The organism is Pseudomonas sp. JY-Q (genome assembly GCF_001655295.1).
GTDB classification, from domain to species: Bacteria; Pseudomonadota; Gammaproteobacteria; order Pseudomonadales; family Pseudomonadaceae; genus Aquipseudomonas; species Aquipseudomonas alloputida.
Genome location: NZ_CP011525.1, coordinates 4,617,404 through 4,632,876 on the forward strand (window position 1 = coordinate 4,617,404; position 15,473 = coordinate 4,632,876).

Genomic DNA, 15,473 nt, shown 5'->3' on the forward strand with positions numbered 1-15,473 from the left:
CCCTGTGGGGGCGGGCGTGCCCGCGAATCAGGCGACCCGGTGCATGGCACCGGCTTCGCCGGTGTTCGCGGGTGAACCCGCTCCTACAGGGGTCGTAATCCCCCCCATGCATCTGCATTAGATATCCAAGGAGGCTACATGCCCCTCACAGGCAACCTGCTGATCGGCCAGAGGCCGGTAACCGGCAGCCGCGACGCCATCCGTGCCATCGACCCAGCCACCGGTCAGACGTTGGAGCCGGCCTACCTCGGCGGCACCGGCGAACACGTGGCCCAGGCCTGCGCGCTGGCCTGGGCGGCATTCGACGCCTACCGCGAAACCTCGCTCGAACAACGAGCAGACTTCCTTGAAGCCATCGCCACACAGATCGAGGCCCTCGGCGATGCCCTGATCGACCGCGCCGTGGCCGAAACCGGCCTGCCCAAGGCGCGCATTCAGGGCGAGCGTGGCCGTACCTGCACCCAGCTACGCACCTTTGCCCGTGTAGTGCGGGCCGGCGAATGGCTGGACGTGCGGGTCGACAGCGCCCTGCCTGAGCGCCAGCCCCTTCCCCGCGCTGATCTGCGCCAGCGCCAGGTGGCCCTGGGGCCAGTCGCCGTGTTCGGCGCCAGCAATTTCCCGCTGGCCTTCTCGGTGGCCGGTGGTGACACCGCGTCGGCATTGGCCGCTGGCTGCCCCGTGGTGGTCAAGGCCCACAGTGCCCATCCCGGCACCAGTGAGCTGGTCGGCCAGGCAGTGGCGCAAGCAGTGAAGCAGTGCGGCTTACCGGAGGGTGTGTTCTCGCTGCTTTATGGCTCGGGCCGCGAAGTGGGCATTGCCCTGGTCAGCGACCCACGTATCAAGGCCGTTGGTTTCACCGGCTCGCGCAGCGGTGGCATGGCGCTGTGCCAAGCCGCCCAGGCGCGCCCGGAGCCCATCCCGGTGTATGCCGAAATGAGTTCGATCAACCCGGTGTTCCTGTTCGACGCCGCCCTGCAAGCCCGTGCCGAAGCACTGGCACAAGGTTTCGTCGCCTCGCTGACCCAGGGCGCCGGCCAGTTCTGCACCAACCCTGGCCTGGTAATCGCCCGGCAGGGGCCGGCACTGCAGCGGTTCATCACTGCAGCCGCCGGTTACGTGCAGCAGGCCCCCGCCCAAACCATGCTCACCCCCGGCATTTTCAGTGCCTACCAGGCCGGTATCGCAGCCCTGGCAGACAACCCCTGTGCCCAAACCATCGCCAGTGGCCAAACCGATCAGGGCCCCAACCAGTGCCAGGCACAGTTGTTCGTGACCCAGGCCGAAGCGTTTCTCGCCGACCCGGCGTTGCAGGCTGAAGTGTTCGGTGCAGCGTCGCTGGTCGTTGCCTGCACCGACGCTGAGCAGGTCCGCCAGGTAGCCGAACACCTGGAAGGTCAGCTGACCGCCACCCTGCAACTGGACGAGGCCGACATCGAAAGCGCTCGCGCCCTGCTCCCCACCCTTGAGCGCAAGGCCGGGCGCATTCTGGTCAATGGCTGGCCGACCGGCGTCGAGGTGTGCGATGCCATGGTCCACGGCGGGCCGTTCCCGGCCACTTCCGATGCCCGCACCACCTCGGTGGGCACCGCGGCGATCCTGCGTTTCCTGCGCCCGGTTTGCTATCAGGACTTCCCCGATGCGCTGCTGCCGCAGGCATTGAAACACGGCAACCCGCTGCAGCTGCGGCGCCTGCTAGACGGCAAACGGGAAGGCTGAGCATGCTCGAAACCGCTGAAACCGATATTGCCGTGGTCGGCGCAGGCATCGTCGGCGTCGCCTGTGCCTTGCAACTGGCCCGCCAGGGCCGTCGGGTAACCCTGGTCGACCGCCAGGCACCCGGCCTTGGCGCGTCCTTCGGCAATGCCGGGCACCTGGCAACCGAGCAAGTGTTCCCGATTGCCGACCTGTCGATCCTCAAGCGCCTGCCTCGCATGCTGCTCGACCCGATGGGCCCGCTGCGCCTGGACTGGAAATACCTGCCCAAGGCCATGCCGTGGTTCACCCGGCTGCTGCTCAACCTGCGCCCGGCGCCGTTCCAGCGCAGCGTGGCGGGCATCCGCACGCTGAACGAAGGCAGCCTGGGCGCCTGGCAACGGCTGTTGGGCTCGATCGGGCGCAGCGAGTTGTTTCAAGAGGATGGTTCGTTGCTGGTGTTCGAGAAGCCTGAGTCACGCCAGGCGTTGGAGGCCTTGCGCACACGCATGCAACAGCAGGCGGTACCGGTGGACTTCTGGTCGGCCGAAACCGTGCGCGAAGCAGCGCCGCAACTCAGCCCGTCACTGTTAGGCGGCCTGTTCTTCCCGTGCACCGGGCACTTCATCGACCCTTATCGGGTGGTGTGCGAATTGTTCGAAGCGGCCAAGGCCAGTGGGGTGCGCTTTGTCCAGGCGCAGGTCGATGGCGGGCAGTTGCACAGTGCCGGCGTGAGCCTTGCCAGCGACCAAGGCATGCTCAATGCCCGCCAGGTGCTTGTCAGCTGTGGCGCCCATTCTGCAAAACTGACTGCCGCGCTGACAGGCACGCGAGTGCCGCTGGATACCGAACGCGGCTACCACCTGATGTTGCCGGGTGAGCACCAGCGCCTGCCGTTTGCAGTCACCTCGCTTGAGCGCAAATTCATCATGACGCCCATGGTCGAAGGTTTGCGCCTGGCTGGCACAGTGGAGTTTGCCGGGCTGCAGGCACCGCCGAGCATGCAGCGGGCGTGGCAGTTGCACCGGTTGAGCAAGGGGTTGTTCCGGCACGACTTGAGCGTCGAAGGAGCAACACCGTGGATGGGTTTCAGGCCTTCGTTGCCGGACTCGCTGCCGGTGATCGACAGGGTGTGCGATGGGCGGGTGCTGTTGGCGTTTGGGCATCAACACCTGGGGTTGACCCAGGCAGCGGTGACGGCGGAATGGGTGGGGCGGTTGGCTGGGCAGGCTGGTGGGCCTGAAATGGGTGCATACCGACTGGACCGGTTTTAGCCTTTACCGGCCCCTTCGCGGGCAAGCCCGCTCCCACAGAGAGGGTGCAGTATCTGAAACCTGTGGTGTCTGTGGGCGCGGGCTTGCCCGCGAATGGGCTGCAAAGCAGCCCCTCCAAGCCTCAGCGGTAACGCTCGAGCCAGTGCGCATAAGGCGCCGGCAACGTCCAGGAGGCTTTCTCCACCCCCAGTTCCTTGGCGGCGAAGTACGCCCAGTGCGGGTCGGCCAGGTGTGCACGCCCCACGGACACCAGGTCCAGCTGGTTGGCTTGCAGTGCCCCTTCCGCCAGTTGCGGCGTGCCAAAGCCCCACGCCGAGGTCACCGGCAGCTTCGCCTCACGGCGCACACGCTCGGCAATCGGCCCCATGAACGCCGGGCCCCACGGGATGTTGGTCTCGGGAATAGTAAAGCCGACACTCACGCTCAGCAGGTCAAGGCCACCGGCCTTGAAGCGACGGGCCAGTTCGATCGACTCTTCCAGGGTCTGCTCATCGCGGCCATCGTACTCCAACACACCAAAGCGCGCGGTCAGCGGCAGGTTCTCCGGCCACACTTCGCGCACGGCGGCCAGTGTTTCCAGCAGGAAGCGGCTGCGGTTGTCGAAGCTGCCACCGTAGGCATCGGTGCGCTTGTTGGAGTGCTCGGAGAAGAAGCTCTGGCCCAGGTAGCCATGGGCAAAGTGCAGTTCTATCCACTCGAAGCCGGCATCACGCGCACGGCGGGCGGCATCGACGAAGTCCTGCTTGACCCGGGCGATATCGTCCAGCGTCATTTCGCGTGGCACTTTCGGCAGGTGCGCACCAAAGGCAATGGCAGACGGGGCAATGGTCTCCCAGCCGCGCGCGTCGTCGGCGGCAATGTGGTCATCACCCTCCCACGGGCGGTTGGCGCTGGCCTTGCGCCCGGCGTGGGCGATCTGGATACCCGGCACGGAGCCGGCAGCCTTGATGGCCTGCACCACCGGTACGAACGCCTGGGCGTGGGCATCGCTCCAGATACCGGCGCAACCGGGGGTGATACGCCCTTCCGGCGCCACAGCAGTGGCCTCGACCACCAGCAAGCCGGCACCACCACGGGCCAAGCCGGCCAGGTGAACGTGGTGCCAGTCGTTGATCATGCCGTCTTCGGCCATGTACTGGCACATCGGCGGAATGGCGATACGGTTACGCAGGGTGACGTCTTTGAGGGTGTAGGGTTCGAACAGTGCGGACATGGGAAACTCCGGGTTCATTTGAATACTTTTGTTCGATCATAATCGAACTATGGCAATTAATGAAACCCCCGTTATCATGTCAACCATGCGAGCCTATAAACATCCCAACCCCGACGACCTCATTCTTGAACGCCTGCTCTATGCGCTCAGCGACCCCGTGCGCCTGGAAATCGTCCGCCACCTGGCCGGCGTGGCCGAGGCCAGCTGTGGCGAGCTGGATGGAGGTCGGCCGAAGTCGAGCATGTCCCACCACTTCCGTGTGTTGCGTGATGCAGGGCTGGTGCAAACCCGCAATGTGGGGACTACCCATATGAATTCGCTGCGTAGCGAGATGCTGGGCGAGCGGTTTCCCGGGCTGCTGGAGTGCATCCTGCGCCAGCAGTGATACCTGTGCAGGCCTCTTCGCGGGTGAACCCGCTCCTACCAGGGATGGCGATAAGCCTGAGGGTTGCGGTGTGCTTGGCAACAAAAAAGCCACGAGGTCTCCCCCGTGGCTTTCTTTCACAACAATGGCCGGTTACAGCGCCATGTCGTTCTCAGGCTTGCTCTCAACCGGCTTGCTTGCCGCGCCACCGAATTCAACGCTGGCGTCGATCACCGGCGGTTTACCCAGTTGCAGCACTTCAGCGGTGTAGTTCCACTCTTTCTGGGTGGCCGCTGCCGAATCGTTCAGCTTGGTGCCGTAGCTCGGTACGATTTCCTTGATCTTGGCCTGCCACTCCGGGGTAGCGACCTTGTCCTTGAACACGGTTTCCAGCACGTTCAGCATGATCGGCGCAGCGGTCGAAGCACCTGGCGAGGCACCCAGCAGACCCGCGATGGTGCGGTCTTCGGAAGCCACCACTTCGGTACCCAGCTTCAGCACGCCGCCCTTGTCGGCATCACGCTTGATGATCTGCACACGCTGGCCGGCCTGCCACAGGCGCCAGTCTTCCTTCTTGGCATTCGGGAAGTAGGTGCGCAGGGCTTCGAAGCGGTCATCGTCAGACAGCATCAGCTGGCCAGCGAGGTACTCGACCAGCGGATACTGGTCGATACCCACCTTGGTCATCGGCCACACGTTGTGGGTGGTGGTGCTGCTCAGCAGGTCCAGGTAAGAACCGTTCTTCAGGAACTTGGTCGAGAAGGTAGCGAACGGGCCAAACAGGATGACGCGCTTGCCGTCCAGCACGCGGGTGTCCAGGTGCGGGACCGACATGGGTGGCGCACCGGTCGAGGCAATGCCATAGGCCTTGGCCATGTGCTGCATGGCAACGGTCGGGTTCTCGGTCACCAGGAACGAGCCACCCACCGGGAAGCCTGCGTATTCCTTGGCTTCCGGGATGCCCGACTTCTGCAGCAGCTTCAGCGCGCCGCCGCCGGCACCGATGAACAGGAACTTGGCGTCGGTGGCCGACTCGGTACCGTCCTTCAGGTTCTTGTACTCGACGTGCCAGGAGCCGTCCTTGTTGCGGGTGATGTCCTGCACTTCGCTGGACAGCTTCAGGTCGAAGCCTTTCTGGGTCTGCAGGTGGCCAACGAACTGGCGGGTGATCTCGCCAAAGTTCACGTCGGTGCCGATTGGCGTCCAGGTCACGGCCAGCTTTTGGTTCGGGTCGCGGCCCTCCATCATCAGCGGGACCCACTTGGCGATCTGCGCGTGGTCCTCGGAGTACTGCATCGGACGGAACAGCGGGCTGGCCTGCAGTGCGTCGTAGCGTTTCTTGAGGAACTTGATGTTGTCATCGCCCCACACGAAGCTCATGTGCGGGGTGGTGTTGATGAACGAGTGCGGGTTCTTCAGCACGCCCTGGCGTACTTGCCACGACCAGAACTGGCGGGAAATCTGGAAGGCTTCGTTGATTTCGATGGCCTTGGCGATGTTGACGTTGCCGTCCTTGTCTTCCGGGGTGTAGTTCAGCTCGGCCAGCGCGGAGTGGCCGGTACCGGCGTTGTTCCAGCCGTTGGAGCTTTCTTCGGCCACGCCATCCAGGCGCTCGACCATTTCCATCGACCAGCTTGGCTCCAGCTCGTGCAGCCACACGGCCAGGGTGGAGCTCATGATGCCGCCGCCGACCAGCAGCACGTCTACTTTCTTGGTTTCTGCAGCGTGCGCTTGCATGACGCTTGCAGCGACCGCCAGACCCAGCAAGGTCTTGCCAGCTTTCTTGAACATTGATCAATTCCAGTCAGGAGAACAGAGGGAGGGCCTGTGGCTGGCCCCGGTAAAGCGTGTTCTTCAGCGCAGGCTTTTTGTTGATCATTGTTCAGCAGCCAGAGAACCAGAAAACGGCTCGGCCTTTGGTCGAATTGACCGACAAGGCTGAATCGTTTTTCCGATTGTATCTGAAATGCCAGCACAAACAAATTGCAGGCAGACGCGTCAAGGCGACCGGTTGCCCCAGCGGCAGTTTGTCACGTCAAAAACAAAAACCCCCGGCCATGTGCATGACCGGGGGCCTTGGATCACGCCGCAAGCGTCGCGATCAGGGTACCGCCAAGATTACTGCTGCTGAGGCAGTTTATCGATCGGGCCGCAGCCACCGATGATCTTGGAGATGGAAACCGAAGGGTGGAACAGGTAGTCGTAGGTGCAGTTTTTCGGTTGGTTGTAAACTTGGCCAGTGCAACCCGACAGCAGGGCAACACCCGAAACGACAGCAACGGCAACGGTGGCCTTGAACAGCTTTTTCATTACTCAGTCCTTTAAATGAATCATCTTCGACCATCGTCTGATGGCCGCGGAATCATACAGACTCCAGGCATTGGATCCAAGCCGCACTTGGCACAGGTTCTTTGCAACTGTGCAACAACAGGTTGAAAAGCGCGCCGTTGGCGACGATAGTTCAGCGCACTGCCTTCGCAATGCCCAACAGGAACTCACCATGCTAGGCGTCACCGACTACGGCGCATTCGTCATCGCCTTCCTTATTCTTCTGGCCATCCCCGGCCCGGGCAATTTCGCCCTGATCACCGCCACCGGCAAGGGCGGTATCAAGGCAGGCCTGGCCGCGACCTGTGGCGTGATCGTGGGTGACCAGGTGCTGCTGTGGCTGGCGGTAGCCGGCGTCGCCACCCTGCTGGCCACCTACCCTGCCGCCTTTCATATGGTGCAGTGGGCGGGGGCTGCATACCTGGCCTACCTGGGCCTGCGCATGCTGCTGAGCAAACCCGGTGGTGCAGCACACACCTGCCGCATGGACAACGGCCAGTACCTGCGCCAGACCATGATGATCACCCTGCTCAACCCCAAGGCGATCATGTTCTACATGGCGTTTTTCCCGCTGTTCGTCGACCCGGTGAAGCACCAAGGGCTGGTGACGTTCGGTTTCATGGCGGCGACAGTGGCGGTAGTGACCTTCCTGTATGGGCTGATTGCCGTGGTGCTGACCCATCAACTGGCCGAGCGCATGCGCGCCAACCCGCGAATTACCAATATGTTCGAGCGACTGGCGGGGGCTTGCCTGGTGGGATTCGGCATCAAACTGGCGGCGATGCGCTGATCCCAAGCCTGACAGGGTCCAGGCACACCTGACAGCAACCCTAAAAAAGCCCCCGGCAACTCAGGGTTCCCGGGGGCTTGTTCACTCAGCCATTACCCAGTCAATTGGTTTCCAGCTGATACGCCTTGCTCACGAATAACGCTGCAAACAGGCTCTTGCCTTCCTTGAAGGTGTACTGCTCTTCGAAACTGCCGTCTTCGACCAGCTTCTGCCCGATGGCGCACTCCGAGTCGCTGTGGTTCTTGGCCTTGGCGCCAAAGTCACTGCTCCACGACGACAGCCCAACCTCCTGGCAGAAGGCTGCGAACTTTGCCTTGGGGACTTGCTGCTGGTAATCGCTGAAAGCCTCTTTCAGCGATTTGAAGCCACTGTAGCTCATCGAGTAGTTCTCGACCTTGGCCTTGCGGGCAAAGCCGCTCACCGCTTCAGCCAACACCGCCTGGCCGGTGTACGGGCTGTACGCGCCAATCAGCATCGCGCTCAGGGCACTCTTGAGCTGTGTTTCGACATCGTCCAGCTCCGGCAGCGACTGGAAGTCGGCCTTGCGCACGATCTCCCCCACCTTGGAGCCGTCGTTGCGGTGGGTGACCACGAACGCCATCGAGCCTTCGCCATCGCTGGAGCGCTTGATGGTGAAGTCCAGGTCGACCGTGGTACCAAAGTCACCGGTGCTGCTGACCAGAAACGCGCCGGTTACTGGCTGGCGCACCGCCATGTTGGCGCCCCAGGTGAAGTTCGACGGGGCGGCCCGACCATTGGCGGCCAGCTCGGCACGTGGCTGGACTTCGTCGCTGACATCCGCCACCAGCACGACTTCAGCCCCCTTGCTGGCAACGTAAGGGTTGGCCATCTGCATGCCCAGCAACTGGATATGAATGCTGCCATCCTTGCTGTCTCCGTCATGGGCCAGCTTCAGCGCATCAGCCTTCAGGTACACCCCGGCCACATTGCGGCTGACATTGAGCTGGTACTTGGCCCAGCCCGCCAGGCCTTCTTCAGCCGAACCACCCTGTACGGACTCCATCAAGCCCGACAGGCCGCGCATGAACTGCTGGGCGCCATTGGTCTGCGCCGCCGCCACGCGGATCTCCGGGTCGGCTACCGTCAGGTTGCCGGAAAACGCCGAGTAGGAAATGTCCCCCTCAGACAGCACATCCTCAAGGAAATAGCGCTCCTTGAAGTCGTCGTAGTAGGCCAGCGCAGCCTTCTTGCCCGAGCTGGCGACCATCGCATAGCCACCACCGAGCACCAGCACCGCTGCGGCCACACCGCCAATCAGCAGCTGCTTCTTGTTCATCTGTTTGATCATGGTGTTTGCCTCACTGGACCATGGCGGAAGCGTTGTTCCAGTCGTTCACGTACTGTTGGGAGACCTCGGGGGTCCAGCTGAAATCGATACCGGCGTTGGGGAATTCCTTGGCCAGCACGGCGCCGAACGACACGCGGTCGGCACAGTGGTCCTGTTTGCAGGCCTCCGGCTCACCGGCGCTGTAGGCACGGTAGGTAGGCACGGCGCGGCCGTCGTCCAGCGGGTAGTACGGCGTGGCGTTGGCCACCTGGGTCACGTACCAGCCTTCGCTGTATTCCTCGTCCGCAACCAGGCGGCCGTTGCTCGGGAAGTCGATGCTGTAGAAGTCACCTTTCTTGCCGGTAACGTGCACCATCATCGGCACTACGCTGGCCGAGGTCGCAGGGTTTTGCTGCTCCAGTGGCGAAGCGAAGCGCACCTTGATACCGGCCATCTGCGCCAACGCCTCGGTTTCGCGCCCCTTGAAGTCGCTCATGCCGTCCTGCAACTGCTGGTAACGTTCCAGCACACGGGTGTGCACGCGGGCCAGTTCCTGTTGGCGCTGACGCTGCTCACGCACACGCTGCTGCTCGCGCTGTACCGCCCAGTTGGCTCCGTCGCGCACATCGAAGAACAGGCCTTGGCGGTTGATGCCGATGCGGTTGCGAGTGATTTTCTGCGCGTCGTTGCCCCAGATGTTGTTCGAGATCGCCGACAGGTCTTTGACGATGAACAGGTTGGCCACATCGGTGGTGGTCGGCGAGGTGGTCTTGATCAGGTCGAAGATTTCCAGCGCAGCTTCCTTGTACTTGGTCGCGTCCAGGGCAAACGACTCGTCCGGGGTGACCGCGACGTAGTAAGGGTCGCTGCCGAACGGGCGGAGCACCCCGTAGCTGGAGCGGGTGAACGTCAGGTACACCTTCATCTGCCGGCCGGGGATCTCACCGACCAGGAACGCGGCCTGGTCAGCTTGCGGCGTGAGATAAGAAACGGCCTTGTCCTTTACCGCAGGCTCAAGGTGCTTGTTGAAGATCAAACCACTCGGGTGAGCATAGACGCGGGTCCAGTTATCACCCCGGTAGGTACCCACAGCCTTCCAGCTGATTTTGTCGAAGCTGCCTTCACCAAAGCCGGACGCCGGGCACGGCATGGCCGGGGTGGTGCCGAACGACAGGGTGTCGCCATCGCCGATGATCGAGGTACTGAGCACCCATTTGCAGCCGGTGCCGTCCGTTACCTGCATCAGGTTGCGGTTTTCCAGGACCACCGAGCGACCGAAGTCCGAAGTGGGGGCTGCGGCGACTGCTGTGGCAGGTGCCGGAGCGGGCGGCACAACAGGGGCTGCTGCCGGGGCTTCGGGGGTTGGGGCTGGCTCTGCAGCTACGGCTGGCGCGGGCGCGGGGGCCGGAGCGGGTTTTGCCTGCGCAGGTGCGGCTTCGACCACTGCCGGCGCCGCTGCAGCAGCAGGGGCTGGGGCTGGGGCTGGGGCCGGAGCAGGTGCCGGTGTCGGTGTCGGTGCAGCAGCAGCCGGTGCTTCTGGCTGCGCAGGTGCCGGAGCGGGGGCAGCTGCTGCAGCCGGCGCCGGGGCGGCAGTGGCAGGCGCAGCAGCCAGTGTCACCAGCCCCAGGTTGCTGGCATTGCCCGAGCCGCTGGCGTACAGGTTGCCCTTGGCATCGACCGCCTTCCAGCTCACCTTGGCGGTCGAGCAGTCCTTGGCGAACACGAACGGCAGCTTGGTCAGCAGGCCTGACAGCAGTTCCTGGTTATCCCAGGCCGGGCGGGTGATGGTCAGGTCTACCTGGGGTTTGCACCAGGTGGTGGCATCCCCGGGCACTTCGACCTTGATGTTGTCTTTCTTGGAAAAGGCCAGCTCGTGGGCGAACGCCTGCGGTACCAGACCACAAGCGCCGATCACAGCCAGCGCGAGCGCGTGCTTTTTCATGGAGTTCCTCAGATCAGTTCCCAGGTGCCGTTGGCTTGTTTGCAGAAGGTGTTCTGCTCTTGTTCGGTCTGGCCGCTTTGCGATTTCAGGCTGACGGTGACCGGGCGGCAGGCCGCTTCGGCGGCAACTGTCTGGGTCGGCAGCGACTGCACCGAGTCCAGGTCGAAGCCTTGGGTTTCCTTGCTGGCGGCAACGTCCAGCTCGTCCAGGTTGACGGCTGGCGTTACACGCTTGGCAACCGCTTGCGCCTTGGGCTCGACGTAGTTCTTGTGCACATAGCCCACGGTCACACCCTTGCGGCCGACCAGAATCCAGTCACCGGTGGAGCCCACGGCGGTGAATTCGGTGTGGTTCTTCAGGCTGCCGACCTTCTCACCAGCCTGGTTAGGCGCGGCACGCACGTTGAGGTTGTCGCTGATGGTCACATACGGCTCGTTGATCAGCGTCATCGACGGCACCGCCTGGATCTTCGGCGCGCGCTTGACCTCGACCTGCTTGGTCTTGGTGTATTCCTTGCCCGGCACGATCTGCGCGGTGGCGCCGGAATGGTCGGACTTCCAGGTCACTGGCTGGGCACTGGCAGTGGTTTGCTGCTGGCTCAGCACTTCCTGCGTACGCAGCGCCAGGGCTTGCTGGTCCTTTTCATCGAGCATGTGGCCGATGCGGTTGCCCACGTAGGCGCCAATGCCACCTGCGATCAGCGCAGCGGCGATCTTGCCGTTGCCACTGCCCATGGTCGAGCCGATGGCCACACCGGCCAGGCCACCGATCACGGTGCCCGCTTGCTCTTTGCTGATCCCGAGCTGTGCACAGGCCGTGGTAGAGGCGATGGCGACCGCCAGAAGGGACGCGACGAATTTCTTACGCAAGTGGAGCACTCCATTTTCGGTGGGGCGCACAGCCGCGTACCGCAGCCAATGGTTGGCGGCAGCATTCAAAGTTGTGCGGGGTTTTCAGAAAGTGTGCAGCACTGGCCGCAGACGACAATTCAGCCGTCCAGCGAGGGGCGCAGGGGGAGACCAGTACGGCGCAAAGCATCCAACGAATCCATGTCAGGAAGAGTTCATCGCCCAGCGCGCGTAATCATTACGGCGTGTGGCCTGGGCGTGAGTGGCGTATCAGAGCGCCGCATTGTAGCCCAAGGTGCCATTGTCAGTTCAAGACAAAATGTTGCAGGAAGCCTGTCTGATTGATTAGTAGAAATCCGTCCTACAGCTTGTACTCAGAATTATCCCCTTCCTTGTAGGGCGTTTCCCAAACATACTGCCAACCCGCTCAAACGGTTGCGACGGATTCGGTCGCGTTCTAGTCTCGGCTCGTCGTTGTGAAATCAGCGACCGGCTTTGACAGGCCGACTACTCAAGTTTCCGTTGCAGCGCTTGATGGCAGCTGTGCATGGGGCACATTCGTGTGCGCCGGGTCCTTGGGTATACCGGTCTGTCAACCCATGTATAGCTGCCTCCATTCGTTTGACAGCGTTGCCAGGCGGCTCCACCACCCAAGGAGCTTACATGCGCAAGACAGTCCCCGATCCACCCTACTCCCCCCATTCCACCCAGATCCTGCAAGACACCCTGGTCCAGTCCTCAGAGTACGTACTCTGCGCCCTGTCCGTGGCCCGCCAATCCGTGCAACTCAAACCCACCGCCCACAGCTCGATCGTGATGCAGGCCGTGATCCATGAAATGGAAGCGGTACAGGGGCTGGTCGAGTCGGCGTTGATGCAGTTGCAGATGCGGCCGCATTTACCCACAGAGCCTCACACCTTGCATTAGCAGGTCAGGCCTCTTCGCGGGCACGCCCGCTTCCACAGGGTCATCACAGCCGTCACGCACTGCACAGTACCTGTGGGAGCGGGCGAGCCCGCGAACAGGCCAGCCCAGGCAACCCAGAATCCAGGGAAACAAAACAATGCCCACCGACAACACAACAGAACCCACCACAGTCGGCAAGACCTGCTTCTACCAAGGCGAAAACAACACTCACCCGCTGTTCCGCATCGAACCCGGCATCCCCTGCCAGGACGCCCGCGAACAGGCTTCCGAACTCATGGGTTACGTGCGCGACCTGATCATCAGCGGCCTGATGGACGGCGACCAGAAACTGATCTGGGCCTCGCATTACCTGAGCGCAATGGCCAAGGCGCTGTTGGATGATGCTGAGTTGGGGATGATGAAAAAGTAAGGTCAACCCAATAGCCCGTTTGTTGCGCCGAATATCGGAAATACTTCGTACGAACGGGCTTGACTGGCTACCTGATGCTCAACCGTAGCGATAAATCGGATCGAATCGGAGCCCCTAACCGACCCAAGGAAATTCTTGATGCGTTACGAGGCAAACAACTAAGAGCGACACATGCCCCCCCAAGGATATGCCCATCCTTGAACTGGACTTGAGCAATACCAAGCACTCCGAGGCTTGCCGCTTTCTCGACAGCTCCGAGGCCATCGGGGCTTTTCTGGCAGATACAACGAAGGCTAATGACGCTCAAACCTTAGTGTTTGCTTTGGGTGAAGAGGCGAAAGCCAAGGCATGAATATCTTGCGCAAGGTGCAGCCGTCAATTGGGAATGGATAAAACAGGCGGCTCCACGATGCAGCAGTTGATGCTGGCCTTAGGGGGCATAGCGGCCCCACCCCGAAGCAGCTAAACCCTGGTATTTCTGCCAGTTCAGCAAGTCACTAGAGATAACACATAATGACCTCAGCAACCATCAGTGAGAAAATCGAAAGGGGCCATCCGTTATGAGCAACACTCGAAGCAGCACGGAAGCGTCGTTTTTACTGCATCGTACCTACAGCCCCTACGGATACCACACTCTGGTGCCTGGAATTTCAACGCAGCTTGCATTTAATAGCGAACATATACTGACAAGGATCAATTGTTATCTACTCGGCAATGGCAGGCGAGCCTACAGCCCCGTTCTGATGCGCTTTCTAAATCCAGACCCGCTCAGCCCATTTCATCGTGGCGGCTTAAATGCATACGCCTATTGCGCTTGTGACCCGGTGAACAGAACTGACCCTAGCGGCTATAGCTGGTGGCGCCCCCAAAGACCTCGTCCACTGACAGATATTAAACAAGGAAAACTCAGCAGTGAGGTCGAGCTAATGAAAGGCTATATGGACGATAACAAGGCACAGATTAATATGCCTACGCATGTGAATTTTTTCAAAAATGACATCCGCCCGGAGCAGAAGCATAAATGGGTAATGACAGAGGATGATAAATTCATTATCGGCAGCTACGATGATGCCTCAGGTACTGACCCGTCGCACTCAAGCATAGTGGCCATTGCTGCAAAATTTGAAATTTCGCATCCCACAGCAATTTCTGCTGGCATGCTTACAATAAAGGACGGGGTTATTCAGCTAAATAACGAAAGCGGTCATTATCTAACGCCTTTTGACACCTTGGCCTACGTCAAAAGCCACCTGAAAAAACTCGAGGGGTGGAAGGCGTCCGGACTTGAAATCCGACGTGTACGATTTGAGCACGACTGAGTGCCACTTGAAGACTCAGGTTTGCTTCCAGCTCTACCAGCTCTCTGAACCGAAGGTTTGAATATCAAGAAAGGTCGCAAATCTGCCCCAAATCTGCCCTAACTGATACCCCTGAAACGACAAAGCCCCCGAAAACATCAACGTTTTCGGGGGCTTCGACTACTTCGCGTATGGCGGAGAGATAGGGATTTGAACCCTAGGTACTGTTGCCAGTACAACGGATTTCGAATCCGTCCCGTTCGACCACTCCGGCATCTCTCCAATGCCGCGCATCATACCAGCGTTCTTTTAAAACGCAAATCTTTTTTTCAAAAAAACCGCGTGGTATCAGGCGCTTGCGTGAACGTGCCGCTTACAGCGGCACGCCCAGGCGCTTGGCAACTTCTTCGTAGGCTTCGATCACGTCGCCCAGGCCCTGACGGAAGCGGTCCTTGTCCATCTTCTTGCGGGTTTCTTTGTCCCACAGGCGGCAGCCGTCCGGGCTGAACTCGTCGCCCAGCACGATCTGGCCGTGGAATACGCCGAACTCCAGCTTGAAGTCGACCAGCAGCAGGCCGGCGTCATCGAACAGCTTGCTCAGCACTTCGTTGACCTTCAACGACAGCTTCTTCATTTCCACCAGTTGCTCGGCGGTGCCCCAGCCGAACGCGACAACGTGGGATTCGTTGATGAAGGGGTCGCCCTTCTCGTCGTTCTTCAGGAACAGCTCGAAGGTGGACGGCTCCAGCTTGATGCCCTCCTCCACGCCCAGGCGCTTGACCAGGCTGCCGGCAGCGTAGTTACGCACCACGCACTCGACCGGAATCATGTCCAGCTTCTTCACCAGGCACTCGTTGTCGCCCAGCAGCTTGTCGAACTGGGTCGGCACGCCGGCTTCTTCCAGTTTCTGCATGATGAAGGCGTTGAACTTGTTGTTCACCATGCCTTTGCGGTCGAGTTGTTCGATACGCTTGCCGTCGAACGCCGAAGTGTCGTTACGGAACAGCAGGATCAAGCGGTCGGCGTCATCGGTCTTGTAAACCGATTTGGCCTTGCCGCGGTAAAGTTCTTCGCGTTTTTCCATGATTGGGCTCCGCTTG

15 protein-coding genes and 1 tRNA gene are annotated in these 15,473 nt (G+C 61.2%); 8 read left to right on the forward strand and 8 right to left on the reverse strand.

Annotation, left to right across the window (positions count from 1 at the left end; all coding sequences use genetic code 11):
* Nucleotides 1-138: 138 nt before the first annotated feature.
* Both AA098_RS20835 and AA098_RS20840 read left to right on the forward strand, forming a co-directional pair.
* Entirely contained in the window at nucleotides 139-1,716 is a 1,578-nt protein-coding gene (locus AA098_RS20835) for an aldehyde dehydrogenase (NADP(+)) (protein WP_064614964.1), read from the forward strand.
* 2 nt (nucleotides 1,717-1,718) lie between these two features.
* Nucleotides 1,719-2,966, forward strand: coding sequence for an FAD-binding oxidoreductase (locus AA098_RS20840; protein ID WP_064614965.1), 1,248 nt, complete (start codon nucleotides 1,719-1,721; stop codon nucleotides 2,964-2,966).
* 121 nt (nucleotides 2,967-3,087) lie between these two features.
* Here AA098_RS20840 and xenA read toward each other — a convergent pair whose 3' ends face one another.
* Nucleotides 3,088-4,179: a xenobiotic reductase XenA gene (xenA, locus tag AA098_RS20845; RefSeq protein WP_012273709.1), complete on the reverse strand. Its 1,092-nt coding sequence runs from the start codon at nucleotides 4,177-4,179 to the stop codon at nucleotides 3,088-3,090.
* Between the two features lie 49 nt (nucleotides 4,180-4,228).
* On the opposite strand from xenA, the gene AA098_RS20850 reads away from it, so the two are divergent.
* Nucleotides 4,229-4,564, forward strand: a complete 336-nt coding sequence (locus AA098_RS20850) for a helix-turn-helix transcriptional regulator (RefSeq protein ID WP_003254716.1) — start codon at nucleotides 4,229-4,231, stop codon at nucleotides 4,562-4,564.
* A 132-nt stretch (nucleotides 4,565-4,696) separates the two neighbouring features.
* Here the strand turns inward: AA098_RS20850 and mqo are convergent, their stop codons facing one another.
* The gene (gene mqo / locus AA098_RS20855; protein WP_004575729.1) at nucleotides 4,697-6,334 is read right to left on the reverse strand and encodes a malate dehydrogenase (quinone); all 1,638 of its coding nucleotides are present in this window, start codon (nucleotides 6,332-6,334) and stop codon (nucleotides 4,697-4,699) included.
* A 327-nt stretch (nucleotides 6,335-6,661) separates the two neighbouring features.
* The gene (locus AA098_RS20860; protein ID WP_003254720.1) at nucleotides 6,662-6,853 is read right to left on the reverse strand and encodes a YhfL family protein; all 192 of its coding nucleotides are present in this window, start codon (nucleotides 6,851-6,853) and stop codon (nucleotides 6,662-6,664) included.
* 190 nt (nucleotides 6,854-7,043) lie between these two features.
* On the opposite strand from AA098_RS20860, the gene AA098_RS20865 reads away from it, so the two are divergent.
* Nucleotides 7,044-7,661, forward strand: a complete 618-nt coding sequence (locus AA098_RS20865) for a LysE family transporter (protein ID WP_004575730.1) — start codon at nucleotides 7,044-7,046, stop codon at nucleotides 7,659-7,661.
* A gap of 100 nt (nucleotides 7,662-7,761) precedes the next feature.
* Here AA098_RS20865 and AA098_RS20870 read toward each other — a convergent pair whose 3' ends face one another.
* The 3 genes from AA098_RS20870 to AA098_RS20880 are packed head-to-tail and all read right to left on the reverse strand — an operon-like array spanning nucleotide 7,762 to nucleotide 11,760.
* Nucleotides 7,762-8,970, reverse strand: coding sequence for a hypothetical protein (locus tag AA098_RS20870; RefSeq protein ID WP_064614966.1), 1,209 nt, complete (start codon nucleotides 8,968-8,970; stop codon nucleotides 7,762-7,764).
* A gap of 10 nt (nucleotides 8,971-8,980) precedes the next feature.
* A complete protein-coding gene (locus AA098_RS20875; protein WP_064614967.1) occupies nucleotides 8,981-10,891 on the reverse strand; it encodes a hypothetical protein in 1,911 nt (636 codons plus the stop codon).
* Between the two features lie 8 nt (nucleotides 10,892-10,899).
* Nucleotides 10,900-11,760, reverse strand: coding sequence for an SH3 domain-containing protein (locus tag AA098_RS20880; protein WP_054889128.1), 861 nt, complete (start codon nucleotides 11,758-11,760; stop codon nucleotides 10,900-10,902).
* A 642-nt stretch (nucleotides 11,761-12,402) separates the two neighbouring features.
* On the opposite strand from AA098_RS20880, the gene AA098_RS20885 reads away from it, so the two are divergent.
* The 4 genes from AA098_RS20885 to AA098_RS30255 all read left to right on the forward strand — a co-directional run bounded on the left by AA098_RS20885 (nucleotide 12,403) and on the right by AA098_RS30255 (nucleotide 14,394).
* Nucleotides 12,403-12,666, forward strand: a complete 264-nt coding sequence (locus AA098_RS20885) for a hypothetical protein (protein WP_003254728.1) — start codon at nucleotides 12,403-12,405, stop codon at nucleotides 12,664-12,666.
* A 136-nt stretch (nucleotides 12,667-12,802) separates the two neighbouring features.
* Complete coding sequence (locus tag AA098_RS20890; RefSeq protein ID WP_003254730.1) at nucleotides 12,803-13,075, forward strand: DUF3077 domain-containing protein; 273 nt, start codon at nucleotides 12,803-12,805, stop codon at nucleotides 13,073-13,075.
* Between the two features lie 187 nt (nucleotides 13,076-13,262).
* The gene (locus AA098_RS29925; protein ID WP_227743109.1) at nucleotides 13,263-13,427 is read left to right on the forward strand and encodes a hypothetical protein; all 165 of its coding nucleotides are present in this window, start codon (nucleotides 13,263-13,265) and stop codon (nucleotides 13,425-13,427) included.
* A gap of 208 nt (nucleotides 13,428-13,635) precedes the next feature.
* Nucleotides 13,636-14,394 carry an RHS repeat-associated core domain-containing protein gene (locus AA098_RS30255; protein WP_082423775.1) on the forward strand — a complete coding sequence of 253 codons (759 nt, stop codon included), beginning with the start codon at nucleotides 13,636-13,638 and terminating at the stop codon, nucleotides 14,392-14,394.
* Between the two features lie 171 nt (nucleotides 14,395-14,565).
* Here AA098_RS30255 and AA098_RS20905 read toward each other — a convergent pair.
* Nucleotides 14,566-14,655: transfer RNA gene (locus AA098_RS20905), tRNA-Ser, on the reverse strand.
* A gap of 91 nt (nucleotides 14,656-14,746) precedes the next feature.
* Entirely contained in the window at nucleotides 14,747-15,457 is a 711-nt protein-coding gene (gene purC, locus AA098_RS20910) for a phosphoribosylaminoimidazolesuccinocarboxamide synthase (RefSeq protein WP_003254733.1), read from the reverse strand.
* Nucleotides 15,458-15,473 lie beyond the last annotated feature (16 nt).

Coding starts and splice junctions, on each gene's coding strand:
- AA098_RS20835 (WP_064614964.1), top strand. CDS start 139: ATGCCCCTCACAGGCAACCTGCTGATCGGCCAGAGGCCGGTAACCGGC.
- AA098_RS20840 (WP_064614965.1), top strand. CDS start 1,719: ATGCTCGAAACCGCTGAAACCGATATTGCCGTGGTCGGCGCAGGCATC.
- xenA (WP_012273709.1), bottom strand. CDS start 4,179: ATGTCCGCACTGTTCGAACCCTACACCCTCAAAGACGTCACCCTGCGT.
- AA098_RS20850 (WP_003254716.1), top strand. CDS start 4,229: ATGGCAATTAATGAAACCCCCGTTATCATGTCAACCATGCGAGCCTAT.
- mqo (WP_004575729.1), bottom strand. CDS start 6,334: ATGTTCAAGAAAGCTGGCAAGACCTTGCTGGGTCTGGCGGTCGCTGCA.
- AA098_RS20860 (WP_003254720.1), bottom strand. CDS start 6,853: ATGAAAAAGCTGTTCAAGGCCACCGTTGCCGTTGCTGTCGTTTCGGGT.
- AA098_RS20865 (WP_004575730.1), top strand. CDS start 7,044: ATGCTAGGCGTCACCGACTACGGCGCATTCGTCATCGCCTTCCTTATT.
- AA098_RS20870 (WP_064614966.1), bottom strand. CDS start 8,970: ATGATCAAACAGATGAACAAGAAGCAGCTGCTGATTGGCGGTGTGGCC.
- AA098_RS20875 (WP_064614967.1), bottom strand. CDS start 10,891: ATGAAAAAGCACGCGCTCGCGCTGGCTGTGATCGGCGCTTGTGGTCTG.
- AA098_RS20885 (WP_003254728.1), top strand. CDS start 12,403: ATGCGCAAGACAGTCCCCGATCCACCCTACTCCCCCCATTCCACCCAG.
- AA098_RS20890 (WP_003254730.1), top strand. CDS start 12,803: ATGCCCACCGACAACACAACAGAACCCACCACAGTCGGCAAGACCTGC.
- AA098_RS29925 (WP_227743109.1), top strand. CDS start 13,263: ATGCCCATCCTTGAACTGGACTTGAGCAATACCAAGCACTCCGAGGCT.
- AA098_RS30255 (WP_082423775.1), top strand. CDS start 13,636: ATGAGCAACACTCGAAGCAGCACGGAAGCGTCGTTTTTACTGCATCGT.
- purC (WP_003254733.1), bottom strand. CDS start 15,457: ATGGAAAAACGCGAAGAACTTTACCGCGGCAAGGCCAAATCGGTTTAC.